The organism is Bacteroides sp. BFG-606 (genome assembly GCF_024788145.1).
Lineage (GTDB): Bacteria > Bacteroidota > Bacteroidia > Bacteroidales > Bacteroidaceae > Bacteroides > Bacteroides vicugnae.
Map to the genome: position 1 here is coordinate 585,235 of NZ_JANUIL010000001.1, position 19,583 is coordinate 604,817.

General features: G+C 43.3%; 11 protein-coding genes and 3 pseudogenes. 4 read left to right on the forward strand and 10 right to left on the reverse strand.

What is annotated here, in order from left to right; genetic code table 11:
- Positions 1 to 184: 184 nt before the first annotated feature.
- Together NXV01_RS02425 and gltX are read right to left on the reverse strand one after the other, a co-directional pair.
- Positions 185 to 1,408 (reverse strand): 3-deoxy-D-manno-octulosonic acid transferase, encoded by a 1,224-nt coding sequence (locus NXV01_RS02425; protein ID WP_004296372.1) that lies wholly within the window; start codon positions 1,406 to 1,408, stop codon positions 185 to 187.
- Positions 1,409 to 1,421: 13 nt separating this feature from the next.
- Positions 1,422 to 2,939 (reverse strand): glutamate--tRNA ligase, encoded by a 1,518-nt coding sequence (gltX, locus tag NXV01_RS02430; RefSeq protein WP_122137475.1) that lies wholly within the window; start codon positions 2,937 to 2,939, stop codon positions 1,422 to 1,424.
- A gap of 94 nt (positions 2,940 to 3,033) precedes the next feature.
- On the opposite strand from gltX, the pseudogene NXV01_RS02435 reads away from it, so the two are divergent.
- A pseudogene (locus NXV01_RS02435) lies at positions 3,034 to 5,104 on the forward strand (HD family phosphohydrolase).
- Here the strand turns inward: NXV01_RS02435 and NXV01_RS02440 are convergent.
- The 7 genes and pseudogenes from NXV01_RS02440 to aspA form a co-directional block, all read right to left on the reverse strand.
- Complete coding sequence (locus NXV01_RS02440) at positions 5,079 to 5,549, reverse strand: low molecular weight protein-tyrosine-phosphatase (RefSeq protein ID WP_148365529.1); 471 nt, start codon at positions 5,547 to 5,549, stop codon at positions 5,079 to 5,081. The pseudogene NXV01_RS02435 and the gene NXV01_RS02440 sit on opposite strands and share 26 nt — an antisense overlap.
- Positions 5,550 to 5,698: 149 nt before the next feature.
- Positions 5,699 to 7,496 (reverse strand): annotated as a pseudogene (locus NXV01_RS02445) (glycoside hydrolase domain-containing protein).
- Between the two features lie 51 nt (positions 7,497 to 7,547).
- A complete protein-coding gene (gene priA, locus NXV01_RS02450) occupies positions 7,548 to 10,004 on the reverse strand; it encodes a primosomal protein N' (protein ID WP_259021643.1) in 2,457 nt (818 codons plus the stop codon).
- A gap of 192 nt (positions 10,005 to 10,196) precedes the next feature.
- Positions 10,197 to 10,772 (reverse strand): porin family protein, encoded by a 576-nt coding sequence (locus NXV01_RS02455; protein WP_148365532.1) that lies wholly within the window; start codon positions 10,770 to 10,772, stop codon positions 10,197 to 10,199.
- A 200-nt stretch (positions 10,773 to 10,972) separates the two neighbouring features.
- Positions 10,973 to 11,404, reverse strand: a complete 432-nt coding sequence (locus tag NXV01_RS02460; RefSeq protein WP_195649640.1) for a hypothetical protein — start codon at positions 11,402 to 11,404, stop codon at positions 10,973 to 10,975.
- Between the two features lie 1,013 nt (positions 11,405 to 12,417).
- Complete coding sequence (locus tag NXV01_RS02465) at positions 12,418 to 13,788, reverse strand: FAD-dependent oxidoreductase (RefSeq protein ID WP_148365534.1); 1,371 nt, start codon at positions 13,786 to 13,788, stop codon at positions 12,418 to 12,420.
- A 228-nt stretch (positions 13,789 to 14,016) separates the two neighbouring features.
- Positions 14,017 to 15,450, reverse strand: coding sequence for an aspartate ammonia-lyase (gene aspA / locus NXV01_RS02470; protein WP_148365535.1), 1,434 nt, complete (start codon positions 15,448 to 15,450; stop codon positions 14,017 to 14,019).
- 177 nt (positions 15,451 to 15,627) lie between these two features.
- Here aspA and NXV01_RS02475 point away from each other — a divergent pair, with 177 nt between their 5' ends.
- From NXV01_RS02475 to NXV01_RS02485, 3 genes and pseudogenes are all read left to right on the forward strand, one after another.
- Complete coding sequence (locus NXV01_RS02475; RefSeq protein WP_148365536.1) at positions 15,628 to 16,938, forward strand: anaerobic C4-dicarboxylate transporter family protein; 1,311 nt, start codon at positions 15,628 to 15,630, stop codon at positions 16,936 to 16,938.
- Positions 16,939 to 16,973: 35 nt separating this feature from the next.
- A pseudogene (ansB, locus tag NXV01_RS02480) lies at positions 16,974 to 18,033 on the forward strand (L-asparaginase 2).
- A gap of 15 nt (positions 18,034 to 18,048) precedes the next feature.
- Complete coding sequence (locus NXV01_RS02485) at positions 18,049 to 19,236, forward strand: porin (protein WP_148365538.1); 1,188 nt, start codon at positions 18,049 to 18,051, stop codon at positions 19,234 to 19,236.
- Between the two features lie 92 nt (positions 19,237 to 19,328).
- On the opposite strand, the gene NXV01_RS02490 is transcribed toward NXV01_RS02485, so the two are convergent.
- Entirely contained in the window at positions 19,329 to 19,550 is a 222-nt protein-coding gene (locus NXV01_RS02490) for a DUF2795 domain-containing protein (protein WP_002558131.1), read from the reverse strand.
- Positions 19,551 to 19,583: the final 33 nt, after the last annotated feature.

Here is a 19,583-nt window from a genome sequence, read left to right on the forward strand (position 1 = left end):
ATTAAATCAAGAAATAGCAGTCTGATAACAAAACGCCGTGAAAAGTATGAAATAACGGTAGTGTGTAAAAACGCCCTTTCTAATTTATTTCAGGCATGGATTACATGGTCACTTTATGCTGTTATATTTCTAAAAACCGCATAGCCCGTGTTATCGTGCCTAAATTATATCAGTTAGTAAGCTATTAGAAATTAATCATGTGCATAATCTTCTCCGTCGCACCGGCATTGCTAGTCACATAATAACCGGCATTCGTTCCGGTTTCGCGCAAAAAGACCTCATCTGTCAGGAAACGATCCAACAAAGTTTTCAGCTCATCGTAATCTTTGATAGAATAAGCACCTTTTGCTTCCAGCAATTGAACAGCCTCCATGAATTTCTGATACTTCGGTCCGAAAATCACCGGAATACCATATACAGCCGCTTCCAATGTGTTGTGGATTCCTACTCCGAAACCACCGCCGATATAAGCTATTTCACCATAACGGTAAATAGAGGACAATAGGCCGAAGCAATCTATTATAAGGCAATCCGCTTTCAATACATTTCTTTCGTCAGCACGGGTATAGCGCACATACGGACGTTTCAGTTTACCGATGATCTCAACCAGGTGATTCTCATCGATCACATGCGGAGCAATGATCAACTTCATTTCCGGATGATTATTGAAATATTCGAGGAATAAATCCTCATCAGGTCCCCATGAGCTTCCGGCAACAAAAGTAAAAGAATTGTTTCCTTTAAATTTCTCCACCAACGGGAGTTCTTTAGCCTCTTCGCGGATTTGCAGTACACGGTCAAAACGGGTATCCCCCACCACTGTCACACGACTGATGCCGATTTTCGACAAATAACGTTTGGATGCCTCATTCTGAACAAACAGATGATCGAAATCTTTCAAGACATTGCGATAAGTGCCACCGTACCATTTAAAGAATATCTGTTCGCGACGGAAGATGGACGACACACTATATACCGGAATACGGCGCTTATGAAGCTCATCCAGATAATTCTTCCAAAACTCATATTTGATAAAGAACGCCATGCAAGGATTTGCAATATCCAGGAACTTCTTCACATTCCTCGGCTTATCAAACGGCAGATAGCAGACAATATCCGCCCCCCGGTAATGCTTGCGCACTTCATACCCGGAAGGAGAGAAAAATGTCAGCAATATCTTATAGTTAGGATATTTCTCACGAATCATTTCTATCAGAGGGCGTCCTTGTTCAAACTCCCCCAGTGAAGCAGCGTGAAACCAAATATACTGTTCCCCTTTTTCCACTTGTTGGCGTAAAAGTTCATACACCACCCAATGCCCTTTCATCATCTTCCGGGGCTTGCGGCTAAACGGAGCAGCCAAATGGACGATAAAGTCATAAATGACTATTGCCAGGTCGTAAAGCATAGTACTGTGTCGATTACTTCAAAACCTCTACCGCCCGTTTCATACGAGCTATCGTCTCCTCTTTGCCCAATACCCAGGAAATATCGAACATGTGCGGGCCTTTTCCTTCACCCACCAATGTCAGACGGAAAGCATTCATGATATTACCGGTATGGTAACCTTTCTCTGCAATCCAGTCCATAACGACTTTTTCCTGTCCTTCAATACTAAAATCTTCAATACCGGCAATCACTTCCGCCAATTCGGTCATACATTTGGCAGAATCTTCTTTCCAACGTTTCTTCACCGTCTTTTCGTCATATTCGGTAGGAGCCACAAAGAAGAAGCTACATACATCCCACAGTTCTTTAATGAAACTTACCCGGTCTTTCATCATGCCAACCACAGTCACTACCTTTTCGAAAGGAGCCTCTACGCCTTGTTCTTTCAAGAAAGGCAAGAACAGTTCCGCAATTTCTTCGTTAGGTTTCTGCTGTATATATTGATGATTGAACCATATTCCTTTTTTATAGTCGAACTTAGCTCCCGACTTGCTGCAACGGTGAAGATCAAACAATTTAATCAATTCGTCCATCGACATCACTTCCTGATCATTACCCGGATTCCATCCCAATAAAGCCAGGAAATTAATCACAGCTTCGGGCAAATAACCGGATTCACGATAACCAGAAGAGATTTCTCCGGATTTCGGATCGTGCCATTCCAATGGGAATACAGGGAATCCTAGACGGTCACCGTCACGCTTGCTTAATTTTCCATTACCTTCCGGTTTCAACAACAAAGGCAGGTGAGCAAACTCCGGCATCGTATCTTCCCAGCCGAAAGCACGGTACAACAACACATGCAAAGGAGCGGAAGGCAACCATTCCTCACCACGAATCACGTGGGAAACTTCCATCAAATGGTCATCCACGATATTTGCCAAATGGTAAGTAGGCAGTTCGTCAGCCGATTTATAAAGCACTTTATCATCCAGAATAGATGAGTTTATTACTACTTCACCACGAATCAGGTCATTTACATGAATATCTTCATTCGGTTCGATTTTGAAACGAACAACATATTGTTTGCCTTCAGCAATCAGTGCATCCACTTCTTCCTTCGGCATAGTTAATGAGTTGCGCATCATACCACGGGTAGATGCATCATATTGGAAGTTAGCAATTTCAGCACGCTTAGCGTCCAGTTCCTCCGGAGTATCAAAAGCGATGTATGCTTTTCCATTTTCCAGCAAAATCTGCACATATTTCTTGTAGATTTCGCGGCGTTCCGACTGACGGTACGGACCGTGTTCACCACCGAAGCTCACCCCCTCGTCAAAGTGGATACCCAACCACTTAAAAGATTCGAGTATATACTCTTCCGCTCCCGGAACGAACCGGTTAGAGTCAGTGTCTTCAATACGAAATATCAAGTCTCCGCCGTGTTGACGCGCAAATAGATAATTATACAAAGCTGTACGCACACCACCGATGTGCAATGCTCCCGTAGGACTTGGAGCAAAACGAACTCTTACTTTTCTTTCTGCCATAATTTGGGTTAGTATAGGTAAATCGTGGCAAAATTAAACCTTTTTTTCCACACTATTGTTTTTTTTTGTACTTTTCGCAAAAATTTCAGTGGATATGGAACATTTGAAGAAGAAAAAAAATTTTCATGGAGAGATTTACTATATAAATCACTGCTATTTGTGGGCACTGTAACACTGATTGTCTATTTCCTGCCACGTGACGGAAAATTCAATTACCAGTTCGACATCAACAAGCCCTGGAAGTACGGACAGTTGATCGCTACTTTCGACTTTCCTATTTATAAAGAGGATGCAGTAGTAAAAGGGAACAAGATAGCCTGATGGCTTTCTTCCAACCTTATTATCAACTGGATAAGAATATAGAGAAAGACGCAATCGCCAAACTGAAGGAGAATTACCACACGAATCTGAAAGGTATTCTCCCTTCCATTGATTATTTACGGTACATCGAACGCACTTTAAAAGAAATCTATCAGGCAGGTATCGTTTCGACAGAGAATATACAGCAGCTTCACAAAGACAGCACTTCATCCGTCATGGTGATTGATGATAAACTGGCTAATCCACAGGCTACCGAGAATCTTTACACGGTAAAAAAAGCCTATGAGCACTTGTTGTCGGCAGATTCCACTCATTTCAACCGGGAAATTTTAAGGCAATGCTCACTGAACGAATACATCACTCCCAACCTTACCTTTGACGAGGAACGTACCCAGGCTGCCAAAGAAGAGATTCTGAACAACTATTCCTGGGCAAACGGATTGGTAGTCAGCGGGCAAAAGATTATTGACCGGGGGGAAATCATCAGCCCGCATACCTATAATATCCTGGAGTCATTACGCAAAGAATCCATCAAACGGAATGAGTCCATGGGACAGAACCGTCTGATTCTCGGCGGACAGATTCTGTTTGTAGGAATGCTGATGCTTTGTTTTATGCTTTATCTCGACCTGTTCCGGAAAGACTACTATCAACGGAAAGGCAGTCTGTCATTGCTATTCACGTTGATTGTATTTTACAGTGTCATAACCGCTTTCATGGTAACACATAATCTATTTAATGTGTATATCATCCCGTACGCGATGCTGCCCATTATCATCCGCGTCTTCCTTGATTCGAGGACTGCTTTCCTGACGCATGTCATTACCATACTGATATGCTCCATATCCCTACGCTTTCCGCATGAATTCATTCTGACACAGTTGGCAGCAGGATTGGTGGCAATATTCAGTCTAAGAGAGCTATCGCAAAGGTCCCAACTTTTCCGGACAGCTTTATTGGTCATACTGACTTATGCAGCCATTTATTTCGCCTTCGAATTGATGACAGAGAACGGCCTTTCCACCGACTTTTCGAAGTTAAACATACGAATGTACACCTACTTCATCATCAATGGAATCTTGTTATTATTCACCTATCCTTTACTCTTTTTATTGGAAAAGACTTTCGGATTTACTTCCAATGTAACGTTGGTAGAACTTTCGAATATCAATAATGACCTTTTACGGCAAATGTCCGAAACGGTTCCGGGCACATTCCAACATTCCATGCAGGTGGCCAATCTTGCTGCGGAAGCAGCCATCCGTATTGGAGCCAAAAGCCAGTTAGTACGTACAGGAGCTTTGTATCATGACATTGGCAAGATGGAAAACCCTGCTTTCTTCACAGAAAATCAGTCAGGAGGAATAAACCCGCATAAGAACCTGAATTACGAACAAAGTGCACAGGTCGTCATCAGTCATGTGACGGATGGATTGAAATTAGCTGATAAACACAATCTGCCTAAAGCTGTCAAGGACTTTATCAGCACGCATCACGGACGGGGAAAAACAAAATATTTCTATATTTCCTGGAAGAACGAGCATCCGGACGAAGAACCGAATGAAGAACAGTTCACCTATCCCGGTCCGAATCCGTTCACCAAAGAGCAGGCTATCCTGATGATGGCGGATGCCGTGGAAGCCGCATCACGCAGTCTCCCGGAATATACGGAAGAAACAATCAGCAACCTGGTCGACAAGATTATCGATTCCCAGGTCACTGAAGGTTACTTTAAGGAATGTCCTATCACTTTCAAGGACATAGCGACTGTGAAAACTGTGTTCAAAGAAAAACTAAAGATTGCTTATCATACCCGGATCAGTTATCCTGAGTTAAAGAAGTAAGCAAACCTGCGCAAGCGTCTTCAAGAACATCGAGTACATATTCAAAACCCTCGGCCCCTCCATAATAGGGGTCAGGGACATGATCTGCAGGAATACGGGTGCAATACTCCGTCATGCGATGAATCTTCTTCCATTCTTCAGGAGAAGGGGCTTTGTCTTTCAAATCATCTATGTTCCGGTCGTCCATACCGATGATCAGATCAAAATGATAGAAATCTTCCGTACGGACGGGGCGAGAACGATGCACTAATTGATAACCGCGACGAGCAGCATGAGCACGCATCCGGCTATCCGGCAATTCGCCCTGATGATAAGACAGGATTCCGGCAGAATCTATCACAAATTCTTTTTCCAGTCCCGCCTCTTCAATTAAATGAAGCATTACGCCTTCAGCCGTAGAGCTACGGCAGATATTTCCTAAACAGACAAATAATATTTTCTTCATAATTTACTTTTAACGATACAGAAATGATATAGAATACTTATATATTTTTAGACACGGATTACACGGATTTTGCGGTTTTAAAAGATTAACCAATTAAAAACCGTGTTATCCGTGTAATCCGTGCCTAAATATGATAGTTCACCACAGTACTAGAACGAATTTAATATCTGATTAGCCCGGTTCACGGTTACTGCGGCCGGGATTTCCGGCATACTACCCAAATGGAACGGAGCAAGCATTTTCTCAATTTTCTTTAATCCGGCCTTATTTCCTTTTTTCTCAAATTCCTGACGAAGAATATGGATCTTCTCATGCGCCTGTATTCCTTCAATCAAACGTTCGAAACGGATACAACTGCGAGCTCCCGGATATACAAGATAAGTATCTCCACCTGCCCAGCTACGGAAACGGGAATCGAGCAACGGTTCCAACGGCCAGCTGTTATATGCCCAACGCAGATAGCCATCCAGCTGTTTCTTAGATGAATAATAACTCATCCAAGCTGCTTCTGCAGGCTCAGAGAAAGTAAACGTGTTAGGATGGGCTTCCGTACAGCAAGTATAGTAATTAGTACGTTTGTTCTCGGCAACACGACGAAGACGCACCTCTTCCGGAAAATCCTGTCCGATGACAATACAGTAATCATACAGTTCCGGCTCAATCTCCGCATGATAGTTTCCAGCCAATGAAACTTTAAAATCCGGATCAGCTTTACGAATCACTTTCAACGTCTTCTGCATCACTTCCATCGGACGTTCGTCCATCGCAATGGCACAAATATCAAACCATCCTTTTTCTTTCAGATGCTTGGAGAAAGAGGCAAGCATCGCTCCCCACATTTCTTCATAAGCCGCTTCACCCGGTGCAGTTTTCACGAATTGCAAAGAGTTGGTTGCCTGATCGTAATATTGGAATGACAACTCCCAGGGAACCATTGAGTAACAATTAATCTGTTTATCAATGCCTACACTCATCATAAATTCCACCCAACGGTCGAAGATGGTATAATCAAAAGCCCATGTTCCATCTGCCCGTTTCATCCAGGTGACCATTGTATCAAAATAATCTTCTGTCTGACCATTCCAGGGTTTGTACGTCAAAGTCGCCGTGATAATCTTCTGTCCGGCATCTGCCAACATTTTCATTAAAGGACGCATGGCGTCGAAATGCTCCTGACTCCATAAAGGAACCTGATAATAACGTGCCACTGCATAAGGACTTTGCCATAAATCCAAGTGGTAAGCCCATTCCGAAGGTTGAGGAAGCTCACGGGGAGAAACGGTAATTTCCAGATTCAGGCGTTGCAATAAACGCGAGCCGTCATTGATTAATAACTCCCCTCGGTAAGTTCCGGGAGTAGCCGATTGCGGAATCCAGCACTGTACCCAAACCGGTTGAACAGTACGAGCAGGCAAAGCCATCGTTTTCAGGTTGGTATCAATAGGGTCGGCCACCAATAATGAATCATAATCCACAGATTTCCGGTGTCCGCACGCCCCTCTCCCATCTTTGTTCAATTCATCCGTCATCACATAACGGACAAAACCACCTGTAAATGCATCTTTGGGAAGAACATTTCCCTTTTTTTTCCTTGAAATCACCAAAGCTGAAATTCAGGTCTTTCAGTTCTACGCCTGTCCACACAACAGCTTGCGCGTTCACCCGTTCGCCACGCCAGCCTTTCAGGGAAACAGTCTGTTGTTTCTTCAACTGCGGGAGTTGATGTTTTGCATACCGGATATCTGTTGTACCCCAAGAGACTTGAGTGGAAGTCACCGCTGCCCACTCTTTATCAGAAGGTGCAGTAGGATCAGGCAACTCCTGATAAGTCAGTAAAGGGAACTTCGGTTGTCCTGTCGGAACACCGCATTGAGTTACTCCTTGCTGGGCAAAAACTGCACCCATGCTAAAAAGACAAGTCAGAGAAAAAATAGTAAGTCGTTTCATGGTTAGTTAATTAAATTAATAAAGGTTATTATATGGGGGAAAAATATTAAATCACATAGGGTCTACATCATAATAAACAATCAAAGATTTATAGCGTTCGTCCGCCAACATCTCGCGCTGGATGCGTAACAGCAATTCCCGCGCACGTCCCATCGGGGCATTCTGCTCAATCTTAACGACGATCTTTTTGATAAACAAAGTCTGGATACGGGCAACAGGAGGTTTGTCCGGACCTAATACCCGATTGCCAAATACTGACCGCAACTTATCCGCCATCACTGCCGCCATCTGATCCAGTAACGCTTCATTATGATTTTTCAGATAAACATATACCAGCCGATAATAAGGAGGATAATGGAACATCTGGCGTTCCGCCAATTGTCCGCCTACCATATCTTCATAATCATTGGCAATGACCTGATGAATGATAGGATGATCGATGCTCTTGGTTTGCAATACCACCCGTCCGCGTTTGTTCTTACGTCCGGCACGTCCCGCTACTTGCGCCATCAACTGAAACGCACGTTCATAGGAACGGAAATCGGGATAATTCAACATGGTATCGGCATTCAATATGCCTACTATACTGACATGATCGAAGTCCAATCCTTTTGAAACCATTTGCGTACCGATCAATATGTCCGTCTTTCCCTGCTCGAAATCTGCAATAATCTTCTCATAGGCGGAGCGGGTACGTGTAGTATCCAAATCCATCCGGGCTACGGCAGCTTCCGGGAAAAGAATTTTGATGTCATCTTCAATCTTTTCCGTACCGAAACCACGGTTCACCAGTTCTGTCCCCTCGCAGGCAGGGCAGGATTTCGGCAGTTGATAGGTATAACCGCAATAGTGACAAGTTAACTGATTGATTCCTTTATGATAAGTAAGACTTACGTCACAATTCTTACACTTGGGCACCCAGCCGCAGGTACGACACTCCACCATCGGGGCAAACCCACGACGGTTCTGAAAGAGAATCACCTGTTCTTTCTGTTCCAAAGCCTCTTTCATATATTGTATCAGGAGCGGTGAGAATTGTCCGACCATCCGTTTTTTGCGATGCAATTCCTTAATATCCACCGGAATAATCTCCGGCAACTGGATTTCTTTATATCGTTCTTTCAGTTGTACGAAACCATATTTTCCCTCTCTTGCATTCTGCCACGACTCGATAGAAGGAGTAGCCGTACCCAACAGAGTCTTAGCTCCGTACATGGCAGCCAGTACAATAGCTGCGCTACGCGCATGATAGCGGGGAGCGGGATCTTGTTGTTTATATGTATTTTCGTGCTCTTCGTCCACAATCACCAATCCCAGATTCCGAAAAGGCAGGAAAATAGAAGAACGAACGCCCAGAATAATATCATATCCCTTCTCTCCCAGTTGCTTCCTCCATATTTCAACCCGTTCGGCATCGGGGAATTTAGAATGATAGATACCCAGACGAGCACCGAAAACCCGTTGCAAACGCTCCGTAATTTGAGTGGTCAATGCAATTTCCGGCAACAAATATAACACCTGCTTTCCCCGGCGAATCGCTTCTTCTATCAGATGGATATAAATTTCAGTCTTACCGCTGGACGTTACCCCATGAAGCAAACAAACGTTTTTCTCCTGAAAAGACTGTACGACTTCATCAAATGCACGTTGTTGAAACTCATTTAAAGGATTTAATTCGACAATCTCCTTCTCCTGCTTGTCCAACCGGCCGATTTCATGGTAGTAGATTTCAAAAATCTTCTTATCCACCAATCCATTCAATACAGAAGGAGCCACATTAGCCCGCTGCAACAGTTCTTTCTTAGAGACTTCTTTCGGAGTTCCCGCTCCTAAAACACCAGAACACTCCACATATTTCATAAGCAACGCCAACTGCTTCGGAGCACGAGACAGGATATCAAACAGGATATGAAGCCGTTTCTCATCCGCTGCACCCGCAAGCCGGACCCGTGCCTCTGTTTTCGGTTTATAAGTACGTCTCAATTCCTCCTTGACGAAAATCGCTTCTTTATCGAGCAGAGACTTGATGACAGCAAGGATATTTTTGATGCCGCTGTCTTTCTCCAGTTTAGTGACGCACTGCTGCGAATCTATGGCAAGTAAGTCCAAAATACGTTGTTCACGTTCCGGCAATGGCGCATCCGCTTCAAAATCAGGATTATATTCAACAATCGTTTCACTCTCCAGTTTCAGTCCGGAGGGAAGTGCCGCTTTATAGACATCGCCTTGTGTACAGAGATAATAGTCGGCTATCCACTCCCAAAATTTGAATTGAGCGGGTAACAAGATGGGAGAAGCATCCAGTAATGCAGATATATCTTTCACTTCGTATTCCGTTGGAGCACAATAATGAACGTTGAGGACGATAGCCGTATAAAACTTCTTCCGCCCGAAAGGAACTACCACACGGCAGCCTATCTTCACATCTTCCGCACATTCATCCGGCAAAGAGTAAGTAAAACTCTTCGGAAGCGGAAGCGGTAATATGACATCTACATACTTTTTCATTGCAGCCACAAAAATACAATAAAAAAACGGGGATTTAAAAGAAGGAAGGGAGAACACTTAAAAAGAAAACTCTACTTTATACGAGAATAGAAGAAAATATATTCGAGAGTGTAACAAGATCATCTCAAACAAAAAAAGAGTTTCCGGTTATCGGAAACTCTTTTTCATATACTATGTAAAGCGACAGACCACTTAAAAAATATAGGCTACAGATACTTGCCAAGTCTTAGTCTTATAAGAAGCATTTGTACCTTCAATATCAGCAGTATCGCCCAATGGGATATTGTAATTAGCCCCCACCTGCAAATGGTTCAGCAATTTCACACCCGCACCCACATTGATACCTACTTCTGCTTTCTTCTTATCAATTCCCGATTTCTTTTCAAAATCGAAATAAAAATCAGGACCTGCAGCCAGATAAATGCCTGCCAGACTTCCCAAGCCAATGGTATATTTCAGGTTCACAGGAATATCAATACCGTTTTGCTTAACAGTAAAATCTTCATTTCCTTCTGAAACTTTGATACCCCGTTGAGCAAAAAGCAAAGATGCATCTACTCCCAACCCTACGATTGGAATATTAAACTCGGCCATCGGACCGATAAAGAAGCCTGTGAAATTATCCTTTTTAAAGTTTTCGCTCACATTAGAGAAACTCGCCTTTGACAAGTTCAAACCTCCCTTTACACCAAAGTGTATCTGCGCCTGAGCAGGCATTGCCATAGCTATACACATAGCAATCATTAAAGCACCAAAAATCTTTTTCATAAATTTACGTGTTTATAATTCGGGACAAAGATATATATTTAGATTAAATAAACACAAATTCTTGGTTGTTTGTTCATTTAAAGACGTCGTTGCCCCTCCTGACGAACTAATAAGAATTTCTTATAAGTTCGATTTTATCCAATTGGTACGGTTATGAAGCAATTGATATTTTAGCAAATAAGTATTAAATTAATCCGATTTTACTTCCTGATTTTCATACAGATTCTTTTCAGCCAACAGGTACAGCAAGTAGTCTGTCCCAAGACGAGTTCTTTTTCTAGTTTTTGTAGCCGGTCGCATTGTTTCAGCCATTTGACTTGTAAGGTATCATAGAGGATTCCGGCTGCTTTATATCTTGTGATTTCTTTATCTTGTTTGCCTAAGAGTGATAGGTATATTGAACAAAGTTTTGACTTATCTATGCAATATCGTTCCAGTTTTTCGATATACATCAAGGTAGCTCCTTTTTCATTTCGACTCATAAACTCCTGAACACTGTCATCACTGATGATGTCGATGCCCGGCCTTTCGTAGTCCACAGTGATTTCTCGCATTTCTACCAAGACCCAGAGATATTCTGTCTCGAATCCGTACTTTGCAGCTGCCTCTTCTATACTAATCCATTGTGCCATAGCGTTTGTTTTTTCATGTGTGATACAAATAAGGGATGAATAATATTTTATTCATATATATTAGTACAACGAGCATCCACACTTTTTTGCAGTCCGCCGGGTGGGGATTGGCTAGGTTAAAATTGGGGCAATTTATAACCGGCCGAATACAAGAAAGACGCAGATGCTGCTGTACCATTATCTGATCTTAAGGCTAGCAACACCCTCACAAAAGATAATGATAACAGCAGACACCCACGTCAATCGTTTATATATAACACATCTCTTACGAATATGTTGATATACATCCGTTCACGTGGAGTATCTGCCGTATCATCTCTCTTTGTTTGGATTGGCTATTTCTAAGATCGAGAGATAATACGCTTTTACTCCAATAAGGAAATAAAACCGCTTTCTGCCTATTCCATCACGCTGATGGGCTGAAAGCGTACGGCAAAGATATATGTTTTTTTTGAAATGCAGTCGAAATATGGAAATAAATACTGGAAGTTATGTATTAAAATGAATCTGACAAAAGACGACTCTACTTCTCGTTCTTGATTATGGAACTTTCTCACAAATAAAAGTTGTAGTGGTTTTTACTCTCACACCCTCACCCATTGGTTCAATCCCTTTATTCATCAGCATTACAGGTGTGAGAGTAAAGGTGAGGGTAGAAGTTACCCTCACACTACCCTCACGTTGCAAATGGCTTATCCATTAGGAAAGTTCCAGTTTCCAATAGTACGAATAAAAGTTTCATGTAATGATACTAATAGTTTCCCGGTGAGAGACTATAGTTTCCCCGTAGGGAAACCATTGTTCCCCCATAGGGGAAACTTTAGTTTCAAGCCTGCGAACAGATTGTTTCACACCTCTAAACAAATTGTTTCAAGCCTCTAAACAAATTCAAGCTACCACTGACCGGAAATTAGCCAACCAGTAATCACGGGAAAAACACAACTTACCCGACAACTGAAATCAGGATGAGCCCCACACAGCGTGTGCGACTAGAAAGACGTATTCTTACTACTCTATGAGAACAAATCATTCAACGCTTCGCTCATGCTGGGATGAGTAAAGATGAAATCACGCAGGAAAGTATAATCCTGACCTGTTTTCATTGCCATGGCAACTATATTAATGACCTCGCTGGCATCAGGCGCAAACAGCATACAACCTACTATTTTTCCCGTATTCTTATCAATGACAGCTTTCAGCAGACCGTCCGTCTCTCCCAATGTCTTTGCTCTCGGTATCGCCATAACAGGCAACTTCTTGATAATCACATCCAAATTCTGCTTACGAGCCTCATCCTCATTCAATCCGATACGTGCCAATGGAGGATCAATAAATACGGAATAAGCAACCGGATTACGGTCACTTGTTTTCCGCTCCTTATCTCCAAACAAATCTTCGCGGATAATCCGATAATCATCCAATGAAATATAAGTGAACTGCAAACCACCTTTCACATCACCCACGGCACGTATATTCGGATTAGTTGTCTTCAGATATTCATCCACAATGATCGCTCCACGTGCGTCCGTCTCCACTCCGGCAACTTTCAGATTCAGATCTTTCGTGTTCGGCCTGCGTCCTGTAGCCAACAATACGGCATCAGCTTCAAGTTCGAACACCTCATCAGTTTGTGAATCAGAGAAAACAACGACAGCCCTATTTTCAACATGCTTCACAGATTGTACCTTCGCGTTCATCCGAAAAACAATGCCTTTTTTCTCCAATGTTTCTTTTACACTTGCAGCAATATCCCGATCCTCACGGGCAATCAGCTCCGGATAACTTTCGAGTACCGTCACTTGTGAACCGAACGAAGCATACATAGACGCAAACTCCAAACCAATATAACCGCCGCCAACAATAACCAGCCGACGGGGAAGATCGGTCAATTCCATGATTGAAGTACTGGTATAAACCAAAGAATTGTCCGCAACTCCTTCAATAGGCGGAATTATTGTTTCCGCTCCGGTGTTGATAATTATTTGCTTTGATGTCAACCATATTTCTTCAGTAGATGTACGGACAGAAACCACATCGGCAGATACAAAAGAACCTACACCTGTATAAACTGTTACATTAGGATGATCCGCCAGATTATGGTAATTCTTGCCTCTCAACGCACTTGTCACAGACTCCTTCACAGCAATAGCATTGCGATAAAACGCACTTCTTTCTTCAAATGTGGAGTCTTCCATACCGGAAGCAATTTTAGCCTGATGAACCAACGTCTTTGTCGGAATACAGCCGATATTGATACACGTTCCTCCATACATTTTATCAGAACGTTCAACAATGGCGACTTTCCGCCCACGTTTTGCAAACTCTGCCGCAAGGGTCTTTCCTCCCTTACCGAAACCGATAATAATAACATCAAATGCATTCATATCTATATAACTTTTAATGGGTTCAAGACTTGCTTATCAGGTTAACAACGAATGATATTGCAAAGTTCGTCGCTTTCGAAGTAATAAACAATAACCATTTCGCCGGATAAATTAGCAATTATTCCCATATAAGGTCAAAGTAATAAATAATCAAAAATCGCCGGAACAGATCAATGATCTGCCCGGCGATTTCTCATCTTAAACCAATCTCCACTTACTATATATCAATCAACGATTCGGGTGAATGTCCAACTTCACCGGTTTAATCATATTCTCCGGTTTTAAGATAGTATCCAAGTCTTCTTTGGAAAGAATGTTATGCTCCAAAACAAGTTCATAAACTCCCTTCCCGGTTTCCAATGCTTCTTTGGCTATTTTGGTAGAGTTCTTATATCCGATCACCGGATTCAGGGCTGTCACTACTCCGATACTGTTATGCACATCTCTCCTGCATTTTTCTTCATTAGCCGTAATGCCGTCGATGCATAACGTGCGCAAAGTGTCGAAACCATTCATCAACAGATCGGCAGACTCGAAACAGCATTGTGCCATTACCGGCTCCATTGCATTCAGTTCCATTTGAGCCGCTTCACCGCTCATGGCTACGCAGAGGTCGTTTCCTATTACTTTATAGGCTATCTGATTCATGACTTCGGGAATAACCGGATTCACTTTTCCCGGCATGATGGAAGAGCCCGGCTGCATTGCCGGCAGATTGATTTCCCCCAATCCGCAACGCGGACCGGAAGCCAGCAACCGCAAGTCATTACATATCTTATTCATTTTAACAGCAACACGCCTCATCGCTCCCGAATAGCCTACCATGCAGGAAGTGTCCGAAGTGGCTCCTACCAAATCGTCTGCAAGTTTGATATCCAATCCCGTAATCTTGCGCAAAGCGGCAATGCACTTCTCCGCATATTCCGGTTCGGCGGTAATTCCTGTTCCGATGGCCGTTGCTCCCATATTGACTGCCAGAAAATCCTGTGCGGCGAAATCGAGATTCTTCACTTCATGCGACAGAATACTTGCAAAGCCATTAAAGGTTTGCCCAAGCGTCATCGGTACGGCATCTTCCAGTTGGGTACGCCCCATTTTGATGATATGCGCAAACTCATTCGCTTTCTTCCGGAAAGACTCGATCAGAACCTCCAAATGCTTAACCAACTTCAAATGAGTATAATACAGTCCAATGTGGATGGCAGTAGGATAAGCATCGTTGGTCGATTGCGAACGGTTGACATGATCGTTGGGTGAACAGTATTGATACTCTCCCCGCTGATGTCCCATCAGTTCCAATGCCCGGTTGGCAATCACTTCATTGGCATTCATGTTAGTGGTCGTACCGGCTCCTCCCTGAATCATGTCTACGGGGAATTGCTCGTGATGCTTTCCTTCAAGTATTTCTTTACAGGCTCTCAAGATAGCATCCGCTTGTTCTTCTGTTAATAAGTCCAGTTCACGGTTGGCAACGGCGGCTCCCATCTTGGTAATAGCCAATGCCTGAATGAACAAAGGATATTCATTCAAATGAAACTTGCTGATGCGAAAGTTTTCGATACCACGGAGTGTCTGTACTCCATAGAGTGCACTTTCCGGCACTTCACGACTACCTATCAGGTCACTCTCTGTACGAGTTTTTTTTGATAAATTCTGTTCCATATCGGTTGTTTTATAGTAATAACGTTTTCGTTAGTTCTTATAATAACCAATGAACTTTGTTATTGTTTTAATAAATATGCAAAAACTATTCAAAGACTTTTTTGTTGTAAATACAAGAAAAAGAAAATACAAAGAGAGAAATCACTTATCTTTGTTTGGAACTTAAAACAGCAATCTATGATATTACAATTAGCATTTGTTCTGACAGCCATTATTATTGGCGCGCGCCTGGGAGGTATCGGACTTGGCGTAATGGGAGGCGTAGGGTTGGCTATACTTACGTTCGTTTTTGGTTTACAACCCACTGCGCCTCCTATCGACGTTATGTTAATGATTGCCGCTGTAATTTCGGCCGCTTCCTGTATGCAGGCAGCCGGAGGTCTGGACTATATGGTGAAACTGGCAGAACATTTGCTTCGTAAAAATCCTTCACACGTCACTCTGCTTAGTCCGCTGGTGACTTACCTCTTTACTTTTGTAGCCGGAACCGGGCACGTGGCCTATTCCGTACTGCCGGTGATCGCAGAGGTTGCCACCGAAACAAAGATACGCCCGGAACGTCCGTTGGGGATTGCCGTCATCGCTTCCCAGCAGGCCATTACGGCAAGTCCGATCTCTGCCGCTACCGTGGCACTTCTCGGACTTTTAGCCGGATTCGACATTACCCTGTTCGACATTCTCAAGATTACGATTCCCGCTACCATCGTCGGAGTTTTGGTAGGCGCCTTGTTTTCCATGAGAGTCGGCAAGGAACTGGTGGAAGATCCCGAATATCAGAAAAGATTGAAAGAAGGTTTATTCAACAATAAAAAGGTGGAGATTAAAGATGTCAAGAACAAACGTTCGGCAATGATTTCCGTCATCATCTTTATATTGGCAACTGCTTTTATCGTGCTTTTCGGTTCTTTTGAAGGAATGCGCCCCAGTTTCCTGATTGACGGGGAAATAGTCACCTTGGGAATGTCTTCCATCATCGAAATCGTGATGTTGTCGGCTGCCGCAATTATCCTGTTAGTAACGAAGACGGACGGGATTAAGGCAACGCAAGGTTCCGTATTCCCGGCAGGTATGCAGGCGGTGATTGCCATCTTCGGTATTGCTTGGATGGGAGATACTTTTCTTCAGGGAAATATGGGACAACTGACGCTCTCTATCCAGGGGATCGTACAACAAATGCCGTGGCTGTTCGGTGTCGCCCTGTTTGTGATGTCTATTCTGCTGTATAGTCAGGCCGCCACCGTACGGGCACTCGTTCCTCTGGGTATCGCGTTGGGAATTTCTCCTTATATGCTGATCGCTTTATTCCCTGCCGTGAACGGATATTTCTTTATTCCGAATTATCCTACTGTGGTGGCTGCGATTAATTTCGACCGTACCGGGACAACAAAAATCGGCAAATATGTGTTGAACCATTCATTTATGATGCCCGGTCTGATATCGACCGTTGTGGCAATCGCACTAGGTTTGCTCTTTATACAAATATTCTAATAGATTCATATTATTAACCTAAACATCATTCAGTTATGAAACAATTCAAAAGCTTTGGACTGGTAGTAGTCACACTACTGTTTTCCGTAACTATGGCATTCGCCGCAAAACCGAATATTCATATTCTTGCTACGGGAGGAACCATCGCAGGTACGGGAAGCTCGGCTACCGGAACTAGTTATACGGCAGGACAGGTTGCCATCGGCGCGCTGCTCGATGCTGTGCCCGAAATTAAAGACATCGCCAACGTAACGGGAGAGCAGATCGTTAAAATCGGCTCGCAGGACATGAACGACCAGGTTTGGCTGACGCTTGCCAAGAAAATCAACGAACTACTGAAACGCCCGGACATTGACGGCATCGTGATTACTCACGGAACAGACACCATGGAAGAAACTGCTTACTTCCTGAATCTGACTGTCAAGAGCAACAAACCGGTGGTATTAGTAGGTGCCATGCGTCCGTCTACCGCTCTAAGTGCCGACGGCCCGTTGAACCTTTACAATGCCGTTGTTACCGCAGCCGCAAAAGAATCGAAAGACAAAGGGGTATTGGTTGCCATGAACGGCCTTATCCTCGGAGCGCAAAGTACGGTTAAAATGAACACTGTCGATGTGCAAACTTTCCAAGCCCCCCAACTCCGGCGCACTGGGTTATGTACTGAACGGAAAAGTGTTCTATAATCAAGTAACGCTAAAGAAACATACTACCCAGTCCGTTTTTGATGTCACTCATCTGAACGCGCTTCCCAAAGTAGGTATCGTGTACAGCTATTCCAACATTGAAGCCGATATGGTGACTCCGATGCTTAGCAACGGTTACAAAGGAATTATCCACGCAGGAGTAGGAAACGGAAATATTCACCAGAACATCTTCCCGGTATTGACGGATGCCCGCCAAAAAGGTATTCTTGTCGTTCGTTCTTCCCGTGTCCCGACCGGACCTACCACACTGGATGCAGAGGTGGACGACGCCAAATATCAGTTTGTGGCTTCGCAGGAACTGAACCCGCAGAAATCTCGTGTTTTGTTAATGCTTGCACTAACAAGAACGACAGACTGGAAACAGATTCAGCAATATTTCAACGAATACTAAAAACCGGACTTACTTATGAAAAAATGGATATTCATGCTGCTTCTGGCGGGCAGCATACAGGGAGTATATGCTCAAAAAACAGAGAAAAAGGAGAAATTCAATCCGAACACTCCCCTGTTTGAAGAGCTGACAGACGTGAAAAAGAAAACAGATAAATTCAATCTTTATCTGAATATGCAAGGGAGCTTTGACGCTCATTTCCAGAATGGTTTTCAAGAGGGTGACTTTAATATGCACCAACTCCGTATCGAAGCGAAAGGAAATATCAACAACTGGTTGTCTTACCGCTATCGTCAGCGCCTCAACCGCTCGAACGATGCAAACGGCATGATTGATAATCTCCCGACTTCTATCGACTATGCCGGAATCGGTATCAAGCTGAATGACCAGTTTAGTCTTTTTGCAGGAAAGCAATGTGCCGCATACGGTGGTATCGAGTTCGACCTGAATCCGATCGACATCTATCAATACAGCGATATGATTGATTACATGAGCAACTTCATGACCGGATTGAATGTGGGTTATAACATTACTCCCGAACAGCAGCTTAACCTGCAGATATTGAACAGCCGTAACAGTTCTTTCGACAGCACTTACGGGATTACAGAGGATGCCGAAGGCAATCTCCCCGATCTGAAATCGGGCAAAATGCCACTAGTCTACACATTGAACTGGAACGGTAATTTCAATAATGTATTTAAAACCCGTTGGTCGGCTTCTGTCATGAACGAGGCCAAAAGTCACAATATGTATTATTATGCTTTAGGTAATGAGTTGAATCTTGGAAAATGGAATGCTTTTGTCGATTTCATGTATTCAAAAGAGGATATTGACCGCAAAGGAATCATTACCAGTATCGTAGGTCGTCCGGGCGGACATAATGCTTTTGATGCGAACTATCTTTCGGTTGTTGCCAAATGTAATTACCGCTTTCTTCCGAAATGGAATGTTTTTGTGAAGGGTATGTACGAAACGGCTTCCGTAGGCAAGGCATCCGAAGGTATAGAAAAGGGCAATTACCGTACTTCCTGGGGATATCTGGGCGGTATCGAATATTACCCGATGGAAACTAATCTGCACTTCTTTGTTACCTACGTGGGACGTTCGTATGATTTTACTTCCCGCGCCAAAGTGCTGGGACAGGAGAATTACAGTACTAACCGTATTTCTGTGGGATTTATCTGGCAGATGCCTGTATTCTAGTTCTAAAGCCAGAAACCGTAGCTGACAATATAAGAATACCCGATAGCCTTCTTGCAAAGGTTATCGGGTATTTTTATATGTTCGGTCTTAAATCAATACTCTTCCTCGTTAAAGAAAAAATCCTCCTTACTAGGATAATCCGGCCAAATATCTTCGATACTCTCATAGATTTCGCCCTCATCTTCCATCTCTTGGAGATTCTCAATAACTTCAAGAGGAGCACCCGAACGCATGGCATAATCAATCAATTCATCCTTGGTTGCCGGCCAGGGAGCATCTTCAAGTTTTGATGCTAGTTCCAATGTCCAATACATAATCTTGAGTATTTAAAATGAATACTAAATTTG